This window comes from Sporosarcina newyorkensis (genome assembly GCF_900167515.1).
GTDB lineage: Bacteria > Bacillota > Bacilli > Bacillales_A > Planococcaceae > Sporosarcina > Sporosarcina newyorkensis.
The window spans coordinates 619,482-639,389 of the sequence record NZ_FUYJ01000001.1; the positions used below are offsets into that span (position 1 = coordinate 619,482).

Consider the following 19,908-nt stretch of genomic DNA (forward strand, 5'->3'; position numbering starts at 1 on the left):
ACTTCCTTTCATCTGCGTATCACGTTCTTGATGAATGTTTCAAGCGGCCAAGTATTGATGACCATCTCAGCTGGAAGCCATGCCTTTTGAGCATACTCTACACCAATAGGCATATAGTCAAGCTGTTCGGTCGCATGTGCATCCGTATTGATCGCAATGTTCACACCCGCTTCTTTCGCTTGAATCAAATATTCTGTACGCAAATCCAAACGATAGGGACTCGCGTTCAATTCTAATATTTTACCGTACTCGCTCGCCCATTTGATCAATTGATCCATATCGGGATTATAACCTTCCCGCTGACCAATGATCCTGCCTGTCGGGTGCGCAATCATATGGACAAGGGGATTTTTGCAGGCAGAATGCAGGCGCTCCATAATTTGCTCTTGCGGCTGATTGAAACTCGAATGAATCGATGCAATGACGAAATCCAATTGCTCTAGAATTTCATCTTCAAAATCCAATGTTCCGTCTGGCAAAATATCCATTTCCGTTCCGCAAAAAACTTCAATATCATCATATTTCGCACTCACTTCACGGATTTCTTCTATCTGCTTCAGCAATCGTTCAGGTGTCAGACCATTTGCTACTTTTAAATAATGAGAATGATCGGTGATTACCATATGGGAATAGCCTTTTGCCCGACACGCCTCCACCATTTCTTCTATAGAATAGCCGCCGTCTGACCACGTCGTATGCATATGCAGATCCGAACGAATCTGATCAGGCATGACAATATTTGCGATTTCATCGGCGCGCTCAATCTCTGTACCGTCTTTTCGAATACTCGGCGGAATAAAAGGTAAGTCGAAATGTGCGAAAAATTCTTTCTCGCTTTTGAAAGTCTGAACATTTCCTGCCTCATCTTCTACTCCATATTCACTGATTTTCAGCTTTTTACTTTTCGCGAGCTGCCGCATCCGAACATTATGTGCTGCAGAACCAGTGAAATGATGGAGTGCAGTGGCAAATTGGGCTTCTGTAACAAAACGGAAATCCGCATCAATCGGTTTTTCTGTGTCGAGTGAAATAGAAAGCTTAGCATCACCTGCTGCGATGATCTTTTCAATCGGCAATACGGAAAGAATTTTTTCACGCACTGTTTCCGGTTTTTCCGTCACGATGATCCAATCCACGTCAGAACTTTCTTCTTCACGTCTGCGGTAACTGCCGGCAACTTGAAACTTATCGACTTCTTTAATCAGTTCCAATTCCGCTTCAACAATATTTACGACTTTTTCTACTTGCCAAATCGGCGTCTTTCCGGAGCGTTCCGCAAGCAATTCGATTTCACGTAATAGGTTTTCTTCTGTCTTCTTGCCAAAACCAGGCACTGTACTCACCTGTTTTTCTTCGCATGCTTTCCGAAGCGATTCCACCGAATCAATATTCAACGCCTCTCTTAATTTGGCGATCTTTTTCCCACCAAGTCCCGGTATGTTCAGCAAAGGAATTAACCCTTTTGGCACTTGGTCTTCCAATTCTTTTAGCACTTCGGATGTGCCGTTTTCCATCAAATCGGTAATGACCGCACCTGTTCCTTTTCCGATTCCTTTCAATGACAGGATATCGTCCATTTCGGATAAACTTCTTGTATCTAATTCAAGTACAGAAGCCGCCTTTCGGAAAGCCGCTACTTTAAAGTGGTTTTCTCCAAGCAACTCCATATAGAGTGCAATTTTTTCAAACGTGCGAATGATTGTCTTTTTATTCAAATCGTTACCCTCCCTACTCTGTTAAAAAAGCTTCCACGCTAACGGGAAGCTGTCAGTTCATATGTACACTGCTTACAGACGGGCGTTAACCCATATACACAAACCACCAATTTTTGATGGCCGATGAGATGACCGGCGTATGTTCGAACATCGCTTTTGCCAGCAAGGAATGGCGCAAGGAATTTTGAATGACCTCAATTGGTAAAATCGCCAAAACGGATAAAAAGAAAAAGATAATGAAATAAAATTCAATAAATCCGAGACCAGCGCCAAGTAAACGTGCACCGAAACCAAGAACAGGCAAATGCTTCAAAAAGTCCAACATCGAGCCAATTAACTGTAATACCAGCTTGACTGCGACAAAAATGAATATAAATGCGATGAGCCGATAAAACGTCATATCCAAGTCTAAGTGATCAAATGTCCAACTAAGTTTCGAATCAGCCGTAGCCCCAGGATACGGAATCCACAAGATGAGCTTCTCCGCTAATTGTTTGTAATACATATACGCAACGATAATCGACACGATCAGTCCAAGCATATGGATCAGCTGGACGATCAACCCACGTCTGAAGCCCGTGATCAAACCGCCGACTAACAAGAAAATTATCAGTAAATCAACCATTTTTCGCCTCTCAACCCTTCAACTTTTTCACTTCTTCTTCTAATTGCTGTACGGTTTCTTCCAGTTTTAAATAGTCATGCACACTATTAACAGCAGTCAAAACAGCTATTTTTGTACTGTCCAAGTAAGGATTGCGTTTACTGATTTCCCGCATTCTCTCATCAACGAGCGAGGCAACATGACGTACATGATTAGACGTTTCCGTGCCAACGATTGTATAGGTTTGTCCATAGATTCCAACTGCCACTCTTGTCTTTTCTTTGTCCGCCACTATTCCGCCCTCCTCTGAAAAACCCTGTTAATAATCATACCATGAATAACAATTGGTTGTGAATCAATTATGCCTCATATCTACATTCTCTCAACTATTTTAAATGGTTCTGTTCATTATGCACTAGCTTTTCAGGTATACTAAGTAGAAAATCCTTTCAGGAAGTGAGTGAACGATTTAGTGAGTAACCAAGTCATCGTCCTTAATGAAAATGAAATGCCTAAAGTTCTGAATTTCTACGAGCAAAATAAAATTACACGCAATGCACCAGGCGTGATTTTCGCTGCAAAGACAGCTGATACTTCCATCACAGCATATCGATCCGGCAAAGTGCTGTTTCAAGGGGCTGGTGCCGATCGAGAAGCTGCACGCTGGTCCCCTTCCCTAACTCCATCAACGGCTGCTAAAACAAAAAGTTCTGCAGCAAAAGGTGATGTCTTGCCCGAGAATTTCGCTACTTTGTCTGTAATAGGTTCAGACGAGACTGGAACAGGCGACTTTTTCGGTCCAATTACGGTAGCTGCCTGTTTTGTCAGCCGTGATAAAATAGAACTGGTCCGCGAACTAGGAGTGAAAGATTCGAAACAGCTGACGGATGTCTATATGCAACAAATCGCAGAGGACTTGAAACAGGTTGTCCCACATTGTGTGCTGACCCTCGATAATGACAAATACAATGAAATCCAAAAAAAAGGCTGGTCACAAGGAAAAATCAAAGCCGTACTACACAACCAAGCGATTCAACAAGTTCTCGAACAAATGCAGCCTGAGTTGCCCGAATATATTTTAATCGACCAATTTGCCGAACGAAGAATTTACTACAATCATTTAAAAAATGAGTCGACAATCATTCGTGACAAAGTGTTATTTTCGACAAAAGCAGAGAATTTGCATGTATCCGTAGCAACGGCATCCATTCTAGCACGTGTGGCTTTCTTGGAAGAAATGGATCGGCTGAGTGCCAAGGCAGGAGTTACGCTGCCAAAAGGTGCCGGTCCGAAAGTCGACCAAATCGCTTGTCAGATCATACGTAAAAAAGGCGAACCGTTTTTACATTCCATCACGAAAGTGCATTTCGCCAATACACAAAAAGCATTGAAACTTGCATATAAGAAATAAGGTAAAAACACCGCAGTCCTCGTAAGAGAACTGCGGTTCATTTTTTATTAAGATCTCAATTGCGCATTAGCTTGTACTGTCAGTGCATCCAGCACTTTCTTGTGCGCATTGACTACTTCTTCATCTGTCAAAGTACGTTCAGGATCAAAGTACGTTAACGAGAAGGCCAAGGATTTCTTGCCCTCTTCAACATTTTTTCCTTCGTACAGATCGAACAACTGAACGGTCTTCAGCAGCTTGCCGCCCGCCTGCAAAATAATAGCCTGCAAGTTCGCAGCAGATGTGTCGCGATCAACGACTAATGCGATATCACGGGAGATCGATGGATAGCGAGGTACTGGCTCGTAGAAGAGCTCCTCCGCCGCCGTTTCCATGATCACGCGTAAATTCATTTCCATTACGTACGTTTCCTGCAAATCGCGTTGATTTTGTACAGTCGGGTGTACTTGGCCCAGCATACCTACCGCTTGGTCACCTAGCCATACAGTTGCAGTTCGGCCAGGGTGCATGCCTTCTACCGTAGCTTTAGTAAATTGGATGCGCTCGAGCAATCCTAATTGTTCAAACAGCCCTTCCACAATCCCTTTCATGACGAAGAAATCTACTTTTTTCGTCTCACCTTGCCACGCATGGTGAACCCACTTGCCAGTTAATACGGCTGCCACATGCTCGACTTCTTTCGGCAATCCATCTTCTTCGATGCCAAGGAACACGGAACCTGTTTCATATAACGCAACCGATTCGTTGCGACGTGCCGTATTGTACGTAGCTGCATCGAGTAAATGGGGGATCAAACTTTGGCGAAGTACGCTGCGCTCTTCACTCATCGGCATAAGAAGCTCTGTGACGGGAGCTGTCTCCAGTGCAAAAGCTTGTGCATCTTTTGGTGAAGCCAATGAATATGTCAATGCCTGCGAAAGACCCGCTGCTTCTAAAAATCTGCGGACGATGCGCCGCTTTGCTTGATATGGAGTTAATCCACCTGGTGTACTTTCCACAACCGGCAAAGTTTTCGGTATCTCATCATAGCCGTAAAGACGAGCAATTTCCTCAATTATATCTTCTTTGATTCGCAAGTCTTGTCGTCTCGTCGGAATATCCATCACGAGCTGACCATTGATCGCTTCCGTAGGAATTTGCAGACGGTCCATGATCGACTTCATTTCGTCCATCGGAATCTTCATACCTAGACGATTGTTAACGTAATCTGGAGACAGAATGATTCTCTCGGCAGTTTTATCCAACTCATCAAATTGAACTGAACCTTCAAGGACTTCCCCGCCAGCAAGTTCAGCCATCAGTTGTGCTGCACGTTCTGCTGCTTCAGCCACCCGATTTGGATCTACACCCTTTTCAAATCGTGTACTCGCATCGCTACGCAGTCCAACTTCTTTTGAAGTCCGACGTACAGAACTTGGTGCGAAATAAGCCGATTCGATGACGACAGTCGCAGTTCCCTCATGCACTTCCGAGTTCGCTCCGCCCATCACACCTGCAAGTGCAACCGGCTCCACCCCGTTCGTGATAACGAGCTGATGGCCATTCAATGTACGTTCTGCCTGATCGAGCGTCACAATTTTTTCGCATTCACGGGCATGACGCACAACGATTTCTTTCGTTTCCAGACGATCGTAATCAAACGCATGCAACGGCTGACCATATTCCAACAGCACATAGTTCGTGATGTCGACGATATTATTATGCGGACGGATTCCTGCAGACATCAATGTATTTTGCAGCCACTGCGGGGATTCCGCCACTTTGACGTTCTTCACGACTTTCGCAATATACATCGGATTGTCCTCTTGAGCTTCTACCGCCAACTTTAAATAGTCCTGTGCTTTTTCTGAAGATTCTTCAAAAGAAATAGCCGGCAACTTGATGTCTTTTGACAGTATTGCCCCTACTTCATATGCAACCCCTAGCATACTGAGTGCATCCGAACGGTTCGGTGTCAAGTCAAATTCCATTACTTGATCGTATAATCCAAGATGAGTCAACGCACTTTCTCCAGCTTGCACATCATTCGGCAAAACATAAATTCCTTCTGCATAGGCTTTCGGAACTACTTTCCCTTCAATGCCCAGTTCTTGCAATGAACAAATCATACCATTTGACTCTTCGCCGCGAAGTTTCGCTTTTTTGATCTTCATTCCACCCGGCAACACAGCTCCCGGACGTGCAACGATGACTTTTTGACCTGCCGCAATATTCGGTGCGCCACAAATGATTTGAGTGATTTCTCCACCCACATCCACTTGACAAATATGTAATTTGTCCGCTTCTGGATGTTTTACGCAGTCTGTTACGTATCCGATCACTATATTGTCCATACCGAATGAACGATCAATGATACCGTCTACTTCAATTCCAGCACGAGTGATTTTTTCGGCTAGTTCTTCTACGCTGAGTTCATTCCAATCTACATACTTACTTAACCAATTTGTTGATACTAACATCAGTACGCCTCCTTACGCCTCTGCCCGGTGGAATTGTGAAATAAACCGAATGTCATTTGTATAGAAATGACGAATATCTTCCACTCCGTATTTTAACATCGCGATTCGTTCAGGCCCCATGCCGAACGCAAAGCCAGTCACTTCTTCCGGATTATAGCCCGCCATTTTCAGCACATTTGGATGCACCATGCCGGCTCCCAGAATTTCGATCCAACCTGTTTTCTTACAAACGTTACATCCAGATCCGCCACATTTAAAGCAAGAAATATCCATCTCTACAGATGGTTCAGTGAATGGGAAGAAGCTTGGGCGCAAACGGATTTCGCGATCTGCTCCAAATAATTTCTTCGCCAATAAATCAAGAGTACCTTTCAAGTCACTCATGCGAATGTTTTCGCCAACGACCAATCCTTCAATCTGAGTAAATTGGTGGGAGTGTGTTGCGTCATCTGAGTCACGTCGATACACTTTTCCTGGGCAGATGATCTTAATGGCAGCACCATCTTTCGCTTCCATCGTCCGTGCCTGCACGGGAGACGTGTGGGTACGCAGTAAAATATCTTCCGTAATATAGAAGGAGTCCTGCATGTCGCGAGCTGGGTGTCCTTTTGGAAGATTGAGTGCCTCGAAGTTGTAGTAGTCTTTTTCCACTTCAGGTCCTTCCGCGATTTCATATCCCATGCTGATAAAGAAGTCTTCGATTTCTTCTACAACGCGGGTTAGCGGATGGTGGTTGCCAAGCTCTACTGGGCGACCAGGCAATGTCACGTCAATGGACTCTTTTTCGAGTTGCTCTTGGATGGCTTGCTGTTCAAGTGTTTCTTTGCGCTCTTCCAGAATTCCAGTTACACTTTCGCGGATTTCGTTGACGAGCGCGCCCATTTTTGGTCGTTCTTCTGCAGGAAGTTTACCCATTCCTTTTAGCAGGTCTGTGATGGGTCCTTTTTTCCCCAGGTAGGCCACGCGTACGTCGTTGAGTTCTTTGATGGTTTGGGAATCTTTGATTTTTGCAATGACTTGTTCTTTCAGTTCATGCAGTTGTTCTTTCATGTTCATAGCTCCTCTCTTGAGTTCAATGGTGGTTTAAAACTATGTAAGATGGATTGGCTGCTAAGCACCGTTGATTTCCGTTCCAGACGGACGCTTTCCGCGGGGCGGGCGGTGAGCCTCCTCGGTCGCTCCGCTCCCTGTGGGGTCTCACCTGTCCCGCTAATCCCGCTGGAGTCGCCGTCTTCCACTACAATCAACTAGATATTCTTCAAATCAAGAAAAACTATCTAAAGAATAAAAAACAAATCAACTTGTATAGTTTCCGAAAAACAAAAAACTCGCCCCTGTAAAAGGGACGAGGTCGAGTTCGCGGTACCACCCTGATTAGTTTGCATCTTGAAGAATGTGATGCAAAATCACTTGATTTGGAATAACGGTCCTTTGCCGGCACGCTTTTACATTGCTGGTCCTAGCGTGCAGCTCGCAGGGTGAATTCGATGGGGCGACGTTTTTCACATTTTCAGTCGAGGTGTGAAATCCCTAAGAACGTGCTGTGCCATGTACTTTTCCCGGTCGTTGCTGTTTGTATGATTCATCTTGTAGTATACCGTAAAAGACAATCGCCTTCAACAGTCAACTCAATGATCGCGGAGCGTGTATAGCAAAATGCCTGTTGCGACGGCTACGTTCAATGATTCCGCCTGCCCATAGAGCGGGATTTTTACTACTTGATTGGCTTTTGAAAGAAGGTCCGGGTCTACGCCGCTACCTTCATTGCCAACAAGTAAGGCGAATTCTGATTGTGCAGTGATTTCATTAAGAGAGACTGCTTCCTGCAAACCGGTACCGATGATTGGAATATTATTCGATTTCAGACGTTCCAGCCATGGCATTAATTCACCACGCACGACAGGAATATGGAAGTGTGACCCTTGTGCAGAGCGCACAGTCTTCGGATTAAACGGATCGGCGCAGCCCTTGCCAAGAACTACGGCATCGAGGCCGGCTGCGTCTGCAGTGCGGATCATTGTTCCGATATTGCCAGGGTCTTGCACAGCGTCTATCAATAAAAGCCGTTTCCATTCATGATGGTCTGCTTCGTCATATTGCGGTTGTTTGCAATAGGCAAAGACACCTTGTGTTTGTTCGGTCTCCGAAATTTCCTTGGAGACTGCGGCCGTCAATTCGATGATCGGTACATCCCAATGAGCAGGAATATCAAGATCTTCTCTCACAAGCAATTGAATGACTAAATCCTTGTGTTTTATTGCTTCTTCGACGAGATGGAATCCCTCTACGAGAAACTCGTTTGTTTGATCTCGTTCTTTCCGTGTCGTCACTAATTTTTTCCAATGTTTCACTAATGAATTTTGTGTGGATTCTATACGTTTATTCAAGAGGCTGTACATCCTTTTTTCTTTTTAGTGTACCAAACGCGCGTATATTTAGCGACTGTTGTGGAAAAGATGAAGGTAGGAGGTTGATGAAATGAATTTTCAAATACGCGATGCAATTGCCGCAAATATGACGAATAATAGTTCACAGGATGTACGCAGTGTTATCGATGATGCAATTCAGCGGGGAGAAGAACATTTGTTACCAGGCCTCGGCGTTTTTTTCGAACAGCTTTGGCAGCGTGCCGATGATAAAGAAAAAGATGCGATGACAAATGAGTTGTCTCAAGCATTCGCTAAAGCGCAATAAATCGAACAACAGCTGAAAATCCTCCACTTTGTAAAAAAGCGGAGGATTTTTTACTGTGCTGTTTAATTGACTGAATACTGTTCTCGTAATTGAACGCGCAATGCTGCTTTCAGGAACTTCCCTACCGAAGTCTTCGGGATTTCTTTAACGAAGAGCACTTCATCCGGAACCCACCAGCTGGCGAATTGACCTTTTAAATAGTCTCTCAGTTCTTCTTTCTTGCTGTCATCTTCCGTGACACCTTCATTCAATACTACACAGGCAAGCGGGCGTTCCATCCATTTTTCATGAGGCACCGCGACGACGGCTGCTTCATAAACCGATTCATGTGTCATAAGGGCGTTCTCCAGATCTACAGAAGAAATCCATTCACCACCGCTCTTTATCAAGTCTTTTGTTCGATCCATTAACTTCAGATAGCCATCTTCGGTCATGATCGCAATATCCCCTGTGTAGAGCCAGCCGTTCTTAAATGCTTCCTCTGTTCGTTCATCTTTATAGTATTCACTTGCAATCCATGGTCCTTTCACCGTCAACTCGCCCATCGTTTTGCCATCCCACGGCACTTCGCCTTCTTCGTTGACTACTCGTATATCCAGTCCCGGCATGACCAATCCTTGTAAAGCACGGATTTCAATTCGCTCGTCCATCGTCAAATCCTTCATCGATGAAGTGAGGACAGATAAACTGACAAGCGGACTTGTCTCCGTCATTCCGTAACCAACTATAAACGGGATATTATATTTTTCCTCAAATGCACGGATTAGTCCCTTTGGTGAAGCCGAACCACCACAGACAATGACACGCAATGAAGAGAGGTCACGTGGATTTTGTTGCAATTCTTTCAGTGCAGCGAGCCAGATGGTCGGCACACCGGCAGTAATCGTTACTTTTTCTGCCTCAATCAGGTCTAAGAGAACCGCCGGATTAAAGCCTGGTCCCGGCAGCACTTGCGTTGTTCCAAAAAAGACGCCTGCGAATGGAAGGCCCCAGGCATTTGCATGAAACATCGGTACAACGGACATAGCGATATCGCGCTCGCAAAGCCCCATTGCATCCGCAAGGCCAAGCGCGTAACTATGCAACACCAATCCGCGATGCGTGTATATTACACCTTTTGGATTCCCTGTCGTCGCAGATGTATAGCATAATCCCGCAGGTGTATTTTCATCCAAGTCTTCAGGATAGTCGTATTCATCGGAAGCAGCTTCGAGCAGCGCTTCGTAAGAATGGACATTTTCAAGTGATGTTTCGGGCAAATCTTTGCTGTCACTCATTACGACAATATGTTTCACGGATTTCAACATGGGTGCCATTTTTTCAAAATGAGGGAGAAAATCTTCATCGACGAGAAGGATTTCATCTTCTGCATGATTGATGACGTAGACAATATGCTCGGGTGATAATCGAATATTGATCATATGAAGGATCGCACCTGTACAAGGCACGCCAAAATATGCCTCCAAATGACGGTGATGGTTCCACGCAAAGGTACCAACCCTTGTTCCTTTTTCCATTCCTAGCTGCGTTAAGGCATTCGATAATTTGCGTGTCCTCTTTGCCCATTCTCGGTATGTGAACCGCTGAATTGTTTGTTCTCCTGTACGTGAGATAACCATCTTTTCTGGAAAAAATCGTTCTGCCCTTTTAATAAATGATGACAAAATTAGTGGTGTCTGCATCATATCCATCCGCTCCTCTTAATTTAGAAGTGAAAATCATTATCCATCGCCTTACCAACTGAACATCTGCTTGTCCAATCGTCTAAAATGAAAAGCATCTATGCGCAATGGGATGGAGTTTGTTTCCCCGGATGTACTCTATGCGCCGATGAGGTCTACTATGAATTCCTGCAATGACACTTTAGGTTTACTTTATGGACATAGTATACACATTATCAAACTATTCTGTCTACCATTATTTGAATATTAAATGAATTTTTGCCTCATCCAAGAGAATATGTCTACACCAAGCACCGACAGGATCCCAAATATAATTGCCCAAACAGCTAGACTGATTAACATCCAGAAAGCAGTTTGTTTTTTTGTCGAGCCAAGTGCCAATGCCAAGAATGTAGCAAGATGAGAGCCGATTAAAATTGGACCAAGTAAGGAAAGACCCGGAATCCCGTAATGTCTCCAAATATTCTCAGCACGAACAGTACGTTTGGAAGGCATCGAAACATCTTTTTTCTTTTTGCTTTCCCACCATTCTTTCAACTTCTTGAATACAATGATCTCTAGTAAAATGGTTGCAGCATTACCAGCAAAACCAATGATTACAGCTAAAACTGGCGGGATACCGCGCAAGATACCTAACGGGACAGCCACCAACACTTCAAATCCAGGAACAGCTGCTATCAAAAATACGAGTAAATAGGTCAACAAAGCTTTTCCTCCTCGATTTCAATTGATCGTATTATAACAAAATAATGTTCATCTAAACATCACGACAAAAAAACCACTCTCCCGATCAACAGGGAAAGCAGTCCGGTTTTCTTTATATTCTTATAATAAAGAAGCTAAAATCGCTTTTTGTGCATGCAAACGATTGCCCGCTTGTTGGAAGACGTATGAGTTCGGTCCATCGATTACAGACGTTGCAACTTCTTCTTCTCGGTGTGCCGGCAGACAGTGCAAGAATACATAATCTTTGTGTGCATGGCCCACTAGCTGATCATTTATCTGGAAATCTTTAAAATCGATCAAACGTTTTGCAGCTTCTTCTTCTTGCCCCATACTCGTCCAGACGTCTGTATAGATCGCGTCTGACTCAGAAGCAGCTTCGACTGGATCATACGTTGAAATAACGCTGCCCCCATTCTTCTCTGCAATCTTTTTCGCCTTTTCCAGAAGGCCGGCATTGTATTCATAGCCTTCCGGCGTAGCAACTGCCACATGCATTCCCATATGCGCTCCTGCAATGACCAATGAATGCGCAACATTATTGCCATCACCGATGTAGGAAAGCTTTAAACCTTTCAAATCACCTTTCACTTCTTTAATTGTCAATAAATCCGCCATCGCTTGACAAGGATGGAATATATCTGTCAATCCATTGATTACTGGTACAGACGTATGCTCTGCCAACTCTTCCACCATTTTATGGGATTTCGCACGAATCATAACGCCGTCCAAAAATTCAGACAGCACATGCCCCGTATCATAAACAGACTCCCCACGGCCAATTTGCAAATCACGCGCGTTCATGAATATTCCATGTCCGCCTAAATGAATCATGCCGACTTCGAATGAAATACGAGTTCGTGTTGAATGTTTTTCGAAAATCATGCCGAGCGTCTTGCCTGCCAGGACAGGAGGCATAGTTCCAGCCAATGTGTCTTGCTTCATATCATACGCTTGTTGCAATAAATAGGCGATTTCTTCACTGGAATAATCCAATAATGTCAAGAAGTCGCGTCCCTTTAACGATTCTTTTTCTATCATCGCTTTTGTTTGATTATTAGTCGCCATTTTCCGATCCCCTACCATCCATTTAAAGTATTATGCATTAGTATACATATGTATAATTATGAAGTCAAATGAATTTTTATTAATAAAACAGCGATACCTGAAAAGGCATCGCTGTCGTCTAGAAAGTATTATTCAAATGTGATTTTTTGAACCGTTTCGGAGTCCAAGCGCTTCATTAATTCAACCAATAGTCTTACTGTATTTTCGAAGTCTGCTCGATGCAGCATAGCCGCATGTGAATGAATATAACGAGTTGGAATACAGATTGCCAGTGTCGGTATTCCAGTCCCGCTTACATGAATGGATCCAGCATCTGTTCCGCCGCCCGACATTGTCGCGAATTGGTATGGGACGCCGATTTCCTCTGCTGTCTCTACGACAAAATTACGTAAGCCTGTATGCGACACCATAGAAGCATCATATAACAGAATTTGAGGTCCTTCTCCCATATTTCCAACAGCTTCCTTATCAGAAACTCCAGGTGTATCACCAGCAATTCCTACATCGACTGCGAAACCGATGTCAGGCTGGATTTTATTGGTCGCGGTTTTAGCTCCGCGCAAGCCGACTTCTTCTTGAATAACGCCAACGCCATAGACTTGGTTTGGATGCTTTTCATCTTTTAATCGCTTCATTACTTCAATCGCGATTGCGCAGCCAATTCGATTGTCCCAGGCTTTTGCCAATAGGAAATTTTCGTTTTTCATGACTGTGAATTCGAAGTATGGCACTGCCATATCTCCAGGAAGGACGCCCCATGAAAGGACTTCTTCTTTCGATACAGCGCCAACATCAATGAACATGTCTTTAATGTCGACTGGCTTTTTGCGTGCTTCCGGTGTTAGGATGTGCGGCGGTTTTGAACCTATGATGCCCGTGATCGTTTCTCCTGACCGAGTTACGATGGATACACGTTGTGCAAGCATGACTTGTGACCACCAGCCACCTACTGTTTGGAAGTAAATGAAACCTTTGTCGTCAATCCGTGTAATCATGAAACCTACTTCATCTAAGTGACCCGCTATCATGATTTTCGGGCCGTTTACGTCACCTGTCTTACTCGCGATCAGCGATCCAAGTCCGTCATGATCGATTTCGTCTGCGTACGGTTCGATATGTTTTTTCATAGCGTCCCGTGCTTCCCGTTCGTTTCCTGGAATGCCTCGTGCATCCGTCAGGTCTTTCATCATTTCTAACGTTTCATCTAGTTTCATAAAAGGCTCTTCCTCCTAGTTCTTAAATTTCTAAAGTGTCCTGAATAGGTGTATTTACAGCAATTCCTTACGAATCTCCGCTGGCGACTTGGGAGAAAGAAGGCCCGGTGCTATGTCATAAACAGTTTTCGCGCCTGTGTCGCCTTTTTGCTGTAGTTTGTGAGCTGCGCGTGCGTAGGCTACTAATACGCTTGACGTGAATTCAGGGTTGCTGTCTAATTTCAGGGAAAATTCTATTACTTGGTCTGTACTTTCACCTGTTTTCCCGCTTCGGATGACAAATCCGCCGTGCGGCATTTTCGCGTGATCACGGCGCAATTCTTCCTCGGTAATGAAGTTGACCGTTGTATTATAGTCCGCGAAGTAATCCGGCATCGTGACGATCGTTTCGCGAACTTGTTCTTCGCTAGCCCCCTCTTCTAAGACCACATAACATTCGCGTGTGTGTTTTTCTTTTGTGGACAGTTCAGGAAGTTCACCATTGCGTACACGATTCATTGCGTCTTCAGCCGGTAATGTGTATTGAACGCCTGCTTTGACTCCGTCTACTCGTCTCACCGCATCCGAATGTCCTTGACTTAGCCCCTTGCCCCAGAACGTATACGTTTCGCCTTCTGGCAAAATCGCTTCGCCCATCATACGGTTAATCGAGAACAAGCCCGGGTCCCAGCCGACTGAAATGATGGCCGTTGTTCCTGCAGCTTGTGCGACTTCATCGACGGAAGCAAAATATTCTGGAATTTTGGCATGCGTGTCGTAACTATCGACTGTTGTGAAGTGTTTGGCCAATGCAGGTCCTTGTTCTGGCAAATCGTTTTTAGAGCCGCCACAAAGGATCAGCACATCGATATCGTCTTTGAATGATTCAATTTCGTCCAATTTATGAACAGGCACTTGATCAGACAGCAATTGCACGTCCACTGGCTCTCTCCGTGTAAATACACCAACCAACGTCATATCTTCATTTTGACTAATCGCGGACTCTACGCCGCGTCCCAGATTTCCGTATCCAGCGATTCCTACTCGTATTTTGTTATTCAAGAATACACATCCCCTTATACTTTCTTGTTTACCTTTCTCATTTTACCGTGAAGGTTGATAGATTGCGAATATTTTTCCGAATTAAGATAAGCGTATGTCGACAGCCGCAGTTTTCGAAAAAGGGATCGTGCTAGCGCAATTCAAAATCTGGACGCAATTACGCCAAGACGTCAGTGATTGTTGAGCTGTTTCGTTCATTTCATAGAGATTCATGGTAAAATAGGGGCAGTTGAATTATTTGAAAAGTAGGGGTTCATAATGCGCTTTTTTGTTTATTTAATTGTCTTCTTCTCGTTTTTCGATTTATTTTCACAGCTCCCTGTTATTAGTCCATTTGCGACTTCGCTGGGCGCTTCTTCATTTATTGTTGGTTTGTCAGTCGGAATCTATTCATTTTCGAATGTTTTCGGAAATATTATCTCGGGGATTTTGACCGATCGAAAGGGTCCATTCTACATATTGCTGTTTGGATTGCTCACTTCTGCCTTATCTTTATTTTCTTATGCGCTGATTGAAGGCTCCGCGACATTGATCGGTGTCCGTTTCCTGCATGGTTTGACAGAAGGTTTGATCGTTCCGGCAGCATTCACTTTTCTTGCGAACGGTTCTGAGCGCTCAAAAAGAGGACGCAATGCAGCGATTTCAGGTGCTTTTGTTGGGTTGGCAGCCATTTTCGGACCTGCTTACAGCGGTATCGTTTCTGTCCATACAAGTGTCGTGACGATCATGGCAATTAACGGGACCTTCATGGTTCTGTTGACGATAGGAGCTTTCCTATTTTTACGCTCGTTTACATATGTTAGGAAAGTGAAAACGGAAACACAAAAAGCAGTGAAGCCATTGGCATTCTTTCGCCACCCAGGAATTATCCGTGCATTTCTCGGTGCTTTCTTCTTGATGTTCTCTCAAGGCGTTTTAGCATTGGTCCTTCCGTTAAAAGTTGAGTTTCTACAGTATGATGCCAAAACGACCGGTATGCTGCTAAGCGTTTTCGGTTTTGTTGCCGTGCTGATTTTCCTTTTGCCGGTCAACCGAATTTTTGACTTTGCGCGACCGATGTTGACATTGGCGATCGGGTTATTTCTAATGAGCGCCAGTATGCTGTTTTTATCGCAAGTGGATCAATTGTCCCTAATGCTGACAGCCATGATTGTTTACGGCATGGGTTTTGCTTTATTATTCCCTTCCATCAATTCATTGCTGATTGATTCTACTAAACCTGAAACCAGAGGGAAGGCATATGGCTTTTTCTATGCATTCTTTTCATTTGGAGTCGTAGTAGGATCCAGTGCAATCGGTATTCTGGACTTAGGGTCTCAGCATGCGTTTATGCTCGCAAGTGGCATTTTGTTCCTAGCGGGAGTTTTTACGGTTATTGGTCTACGAAAAGATATACAGCCTGTTGACAAAACGACGACAATCCAGTAATGTCTTGATAGAAATGAATAACCCGTCTGGGAGAGGTTCATAGCGACCCTCTATAAAAAACTATGGATGATGAATTTTCGCCATGTCCATTGACATGGCTTTTTTTATTTTAGCAGCATTTTTGCAGAAATAAATAAGTAAATTCACCTCGTCTATGAACCTCCCTGACCACTTACACAGGAGGTTTTTTTAAATGGCAGGAAGAGATGAATCAACTTTGCATGACTTAACATTACTAGGAAATCAGAATACGGTCTATGATTATTCCTACAATCCAAATTTACTGGAATCCATCGATAATTTACACCAGGGACGTGATTACTTCGTAAAATTTAATTGCCCTGAATTCACTTCACTATGTCCTCAAACCGGTCAACCCGATTTTGCGACAATCTATATCAGCTTCATTCCCGATCGGAAACTTGTCGAAAGTAAGTCACTGAAACTCTATTTATTCAGTTTCCGAAATCACGGTGATTTCCATGAGGACTGCGTCAATTCAATCATGATGGATTTGGTCAACTTACTTGAACCTCGTTATATTGAAGTATGGGGTAAGTTCACACCGCGCGGTGGTTTATCGATCGATCCGTATTGTAATTACGGCAAGCCCGGCACAAAGTTCGAACAGATGGCGGAGCAGCGCTTGTTCCAACACGATTTGTATCCTGAGAAAGTGGATAATCGGTGATTGAGCGATGAGATACTATTTAAGCGGTACATTTGTCGGTCTACTCATTCTTTCAAATATTTTGGCGGTCAAATTAGTCAGTTTCGGAAGCTGGATCGTGTTGCCGGCAGCGGCCATTGTCTATGTTTGTACATATCCTATTTTGGATGTCTTAACAGAAACATATGGTAAGGAAGCCGCGCGTCAAACTGTGCTCACTGGTTTATTTGCCCAGCTTTTATCCAGTATGTTCATCTGGCTTGCGATCAATTTGCCTGCCGCGCCGGTATATCAGGACCAAGAAGCTTTCCAAACGATTTTTTCGGCAGGTTTTCGTGTAACGCTCGCGAGTTTGACTGCCTATATTGTCAGTCAAAATCTAGACGTCACGATTTTCCATAAACTTAAAGAAAAACACGGTGAGAAGAAATTATGGATCCGTAATAATGCGTCTACCATGGCTAGTCAATTGGTCGACACCGTAATCTTCATCACTATTGCATTCTACGGTATTATGCCGATTAGCGCTTTACTTGTACTGATTGGCACGCAATATATTTTCAAATTCGTTGTTGCTTTAGTCGATACACCGATTGTCTACTTATTGGTCGCTATATGTCGTCGAATCGAAGCGAGAAAAGAAAAAAACTCTCGCCTATTAACTAATTCGGACGCAGTGATTTCAAATCAATAATTTATCTTTATTCAGTAGAAACCTCTCGCCACTATAGGAGATGAAACGAATGTGGTGTTATTTCCTGTTCTTCGGGTATTCAAATGCTCGCTGAACAATAGGAGTACGCAGGCTAAGAACGCCACGTCCTGTGGCAACGCCAGCATGAGCTACATCATGCTGGCCAAAGCACAATTCAAAACTAAAAGAAACCGATCCAATCAAAAATTGATTGAATCGGCTCTTTTTTATGCTTGTTGAGCTGAAAAGGATAGGATGGCTTCTAGGAACACGTCGCCGTAGCGCTCTAACTTCGTTTCCCCGACACCTTGTACCGTCAGCAATTCATCGTCGGTTGCCGGCATTTTGGCCACCATATCACGCAGCGTCTTATCCGAGAAAATAACAAATGGCGGTACTCCTGCTTCCTGTGCCAATTTCAGGCGAAGCGCACGCAACTCATTGAATAATGGATCGTCTTTAGCCACAACGGTCGTGACCATCTCGCCTTTACGCCACACTTTCACTTTCCCGAGAAGTACATCCTTCCCTTCTTCACTCACAAAAATGATCGGAAAAGGACCACTTTCCACTTGCAAATAATTCTCCGAAATCAAAAACTCAATGAAATCCGCAACGTCTTTGGCACTTCGTTCTTTCATCAGGCCATACGTCGTCAGCTGATCAAAATTAAATTCCATCAGTTTTTTATTTTTCGAACCTGTCAATACTTGTGCGACCATAGTTTTTCCGAATCGCTGTCCCATCCGGATCACGCAAGAGAGAACTTTTTGCGTGTCGACTGTGACATCAAATTGCTCTCGCGTATCAGTACAATTTCCGCATCGTTTACAGTCTTCTGCATCGTTTTCACCAAAATATGTGATGATATGCTTTTGAAGACACCCTTCAGTATGGCAATAATCGACCATCACCTGCATCTTCTTGATTTCATTCGAAACACGTGTGGGATCAGGTGATTGTTCGATCAGGAAACGCTGCGTCTGCACATCTTGCGAAGAGAATAAGAGGTAACAATCACTATCGAGCCCATCCCGGCCTGCTCTTCCGGCTTCTTGATAATAACTTTCCATGTTCTTTGGCATTTGGTAATGAATAACGTATCTTATATTGGACTTATCAATACCCATTCCAAACGCATTTGTCGCCACCATGACGCGCGCTTCTTCCATTATGAAACGATCTTGTTGATGCTGTCGTTCCTGATCCGGCAAGCCTGCATGATATTTTGCAACCGCAATACCATTTTTCTCTAACGTCGAGTATACTTGCTCCACTGCTTTTCGCGTAGCTGCATAGATGATACCCGATTCACTTTTGTTCTTCTGCGTATAATCTTTGACAAATTGATCCCGGTTTTGTCCTTTGACTACTGAAAACACTAAGTTGCTCCGTTCGAATCCTGTTACGACGCGGCTGACAGGCGGGATGTGGAGTTGCTGGCAAATGTCATCCTGAACTTCCGGAGTCGCTGTTGCAGTCAAAGCAAGAATAATCGGCCGCCTGTTTAAATAGTCTAGAATACGGTGGATATTTCGATAGCTTGGACGAAAATCATGTCCCCATTGCGAAATACAATGCGCTTCATCGATCGCAATCAACGGAATATTCATTTTCTGCAATTGATTCAGGAACGATTCAGACTCCAAACGCTCAGGAGCAACGTATAAAAGCTTATACATGCCTGCTGTTGCATTATCCATCGTACCGAAATACTCTTCTGTCGATAATGTGCTGTTTATATAGGCCGCAGGGATACCTAATTGGTGCAGTGCATCGACTTGGTCCTTCATCAATGAAATGAGCGGCGAAATGACGAGCACTGTGCCCTCCATCGCAAGAGCAGGCACTTGGTAACAAATGGACTTTCCGCCGCCTGTAGGCATGACGCAAAGCGTATCATCGCCCTGTAACACTTGATCGATGACCCGCTGTTGGCCTTCCCGGAACTCTGAATATCCAAAATGCTTAGCTAATATGTCTAATGGATCGTGAATGATCGCCGCCTCCTTCCCGAATTGCTATTTTGTTTCATTGAAATAATAACCGTTCTTCTTCCCGACTATGTAATTCGTTGATTACCATCAAGCCATAAAACTTCTGCATGATTTCCGCTGTCACTTGCGGATCCTTCTCACGCAATGCTTCGATATCTTGTACTACTAAACGCATCAAATCATGATCACGTGTCAATTGGATAATTTCTCGTTCGAGCTCTGGATTCTCAGCTAAAATTTGCTTATAGAAACCTTCCTCTTCGGCATCTGCATGGCTGATCACTCTCGTTTTCCAGTAATCTATTAAATCATCGCACGCTTGATTGACCATTTCCTGCTCACCTTGCTCTAGAAAACCCACCAAATCTTCCGTCTTCATCACGGCACCTGATAGGCCGCCTTCATGGATTGCTCGATGTGAATGCAGCTGTCTTAAAGCGGGTCCTGACATATCAACCACTCCTTCATCGTTTCCCTAATCATAACAGAATTGCAGAGACACGTGAAC

General features: G+C 44.0%; 18 protein-coding genes, 1 riboswitch and 1 other annotated feature. Of the genes, 5 read left to right on the forward strand and 13 right to left on the reverse strand.

Annotated features, from left to right (window positions below; genetic code table 11):
• Positions 1–8: 8 nt before the first annotated feature.
• From polX to zapA, 3 genes are all read right to left on the reverse strand, one after another.
• Complete coding sequence (gene polX / locus B5D59_RS03320; RefSeq protein WP_009497586.1) at positions 9–1,715, reverse strand: DNA polymerase/3'-5' exonuclease PolX; 1,707 nt, start codon at positions 1,713–1,715, stop codon at positions 9–11.
• Positions 1,716–1,800: 85 nt separating this feature from the next.
• On the reverse strand, positions 1,801–2,340 hold the full coding sequence (locus tag B5D59_RS03325; RefSeq protein ID WP_009497587.1) for a CvpA family protein: 540 nt from the start codon (positions 2,338–2,340) through the stop codon (positions 1,801–1,803).
• A 10-nt stretch (positions 2,341–2,350) separates the two neighbouring features.
• The gene (gene zapA / locus B5D59_RS03330; RefSeq protein ID WP_009497588.1) at positions 2,351–2,611 is read right to left on the reverse strand and encodes a cell division protein ZapA; all 261 of its coding nucleotides are present in this window, start codon (positions 2,609–2,611) and stop codon (positions 2,351–2,353) included.
• 180 nt (positions 2,612–2,791) lie between these two features.
• Here zapA and rnhC point away from each other — a divergent pair, with 180 nt between their 5' ends.
• Positions 2,792–3,730, forward strand: coding sequence for a ribonuclease HIII (gene rnhC / locus B5D59_RS03335; protein ID WP_078817016.1), 939 nt, complete (start codon positions 2,792–2,794; stop codon positions 3,728–3,730).
• Between the two features lie 47 nt (positions 3,731–3,777).
• Here rnhC and pheT read toward each other — a convergent pair whose 3' ends face one another.
• The 3 genes from pheT to B5D59_RS03350 all read right to left on the reverse strand — a co-directional run bounded on the left by pheT (position 3,778) and on the right by B5D59_RS03350 (position 8,588).
• Entirely contained in the window at positions 3,778–6,189 is a 2,412-nt protein-coding gene (gene pheT / locus B5D59_RS03340) for a phenylalanine--tRNA ligase subunit beta (protein WP_078816844.1), read from the reverse strand.
• 12 nt (positions 6,190–6,201) lie between these two features.
• Positions 6,202–7,239, reverse strand: a complete 1,038-nt coding sequence (pheS, locus tag B5D59_RS03345) for a phenylalanine--tRNA ligase subunit alpha (RefSeq protein WP_040759233.1) — start codon at positions 7,237–7,239, stop codon at positions 6,202–6,204.
• A gap of 288 nt (positions 7,240–7,527) precedes the next feature.
• Positions 7,528–7,765, reverse strand: a binding site (T-box leader).
• A gap of 52 nt (positions 7,766–7,817) precedes the next feature.
• Positions 7,818–8,588 carry a TrmH family RNA methyltransferase gene (locus B5D59_RS03350; protein WP_009497592.1) on the reverse strand — a complete coding sequence of 257 codons (771 nt, stop codon included), beginning with the start codon at positions 8,586–8,588 and terminating at the stop codon, positions 7,818–7,820.
• A 79-nt stretch (positions 8,589–8,667) separates the two neighbouring features.
• Between B5D59_RS03350 and sspI the strand changes: the two genes are divergently transcribed.
• Positions 8,668–8,883, forward strand: coding sequence for a small acid-soluble spore protein SspI (gene sspI, locus B5D59_RS03355; protein WP_009497593.1), 216 nt, complete (start codon positions 8,668–8,670; stop codon positions 8,881–8,883).
• A gap of 62 nt (positions 8,884–8,945) precedes the next feature.
• Here sspI and B5D59_RS03360 read toward each other — a convergent pair whose 3' ends face one another.
• From B5D59_RS03360 to B5D59_RS03380, 5 genes are all read right to left on the reverse strand, one after another.
• Entirely contained in the window at positions 8,946–10,568 is a 1,623-nt protein-coding gene (locus B5D59_RS03360; protein WP_040759623.1) for a long-chain fatty acid--CoA ligase, read from the reverse strand.
• A 243-nt stretch (positions 10,569–10,811) separates the two neighbouring features.
• Positions 10,812–11,270, reverse strand: coding sequence for a small multi-drug export protein (locus B5D59_RS03365; RefSeq protein ID WP_009497595.1), 459 nt, complete (start codon positions 11,268–11,270; stop codon positions 10,812–10,814).
• A 120-nt stretch (positions 11,271–11,390) separates the two neighbouring features.
• Positions 11,391–12,356, reverse strand: a complete 966-nt coding sequence (gene argF / locus B5D59_RS03370; RefSeq protein ID WP_078816845.1) for an ornithine carbamoyltransferase — start codon at positions 12,354–12,356, stop codon at positions 11,391–11,393.
• 128 nt (positions 12,357–12,484) lie between these two features.
• Positions 12,485–13,570 carry a M42 family metallopeptidase gene (locus B5D59_RS03375; protein WP_078816846.1) on the reverse strand — a complete coding sequence of 362 codons (1,086 nt, stop codon included), beginning with the start codon at positions 13,568–13,570 and terminating at the stop codon, positions 12,485–12,487.
• 54 nt (positions 13,571–13,624) lie between these two features.
• On the reverse strand, positions 13,625–14,611 hold the full coding sequence (locus B5D59_RS03380) for a diaminopimelate dehydrogenase (protein WP_009497599.1): 987 nt from the start codon (positions 14,609–14,611) through the stop codon (positions 13,625–13,627).
• A 258-nt stretch (positions 14,612–14,869) separates the two neighbouring features.
• Here B5D59_RS03380 and B5D59_RS03385 point away from each other — a divergent pair, with 258 nt between their 5' ends.
• The 3 genes from B5D59_RS03385 (at position 14,870) to B5D59_RS03395 (ending at position 17,403) form a co-directional block, all read left to right on the forward strand.
• Positions 14,870–16,039, forward strand: coding sequence for an MFS transporter (locus B5D59_RS03385; RefSeq protein WP_009497600.1), 1,170 nt, complete (start codon positions 14,870–14,872; stop codon positions 16,037–16,039).
• 26 nt (positions 16,040–16,065) lie between these two features.
• Positions 16,066–16,109: riboswitch (PreQ1 riboswitch) on the forward strand.
• Between the two features lie 123 nt (positions 16,110–16,232).
• Positions 16,233–16,730: a preQ(1) synthase gene (gene queF / locus B5D59_RS03390; protein ID WP_078816847.1), complete on the forward strand. Its 498-nt coding sequence runs from the start codon at positions 16,233–16,235 to the stop codon at positions 16,728–16,730.
• Between the two features lie 7 nt (positions 16,731–16,737).
• The gene (locus tag B5D59_RS03395; RefSeq protein ID WP_009497602.1) at positions 16,738–17,403 is read left to right on the forward strand and encodes a queuosine precursor transporter; all 666 of its coding nucleotides are present in this window, start codon (positions 16,738–16,740) and stop codon (positions 17,401–17,403) included.
• A gap of 227 nt (positions 17,404–17,630) precedes the next feature.
• On the opposite strand, the gene recQ is transcribed toward B5D59_RS03395, so the two are convergent.
• Together recQ and B5D59_RS03405 are read right to left on the reverse strand one after the other, a co-directional pair.
• Positions 17,631–19,403, reverse strand: a complete 1,773-nt coding sequence (gene recQ, locus B5D59_RS03400; RefSeq protein WP_176132493.1) for a DNA helicase RecQ — start codon at positions 19,401–19,403, stop codon at positions 17,631–17,633.
• Between the two features lie 31 nt (positions 19,404–19,434).
• Positions 19,435–19,851: a hemerythrin domain-containing protein gene (locus tag B5D59_RS03405; RefSeq protein WP_078816849.1), complete on the reverse strand. Its 417-nt coding sequence runs from the start codon at positions 19,849–19,851 to the stop codon at positions 19,435–19,437.
• Between the last annotated feature and the right edge of the window lie 57 nt (positions 19,852–19,908).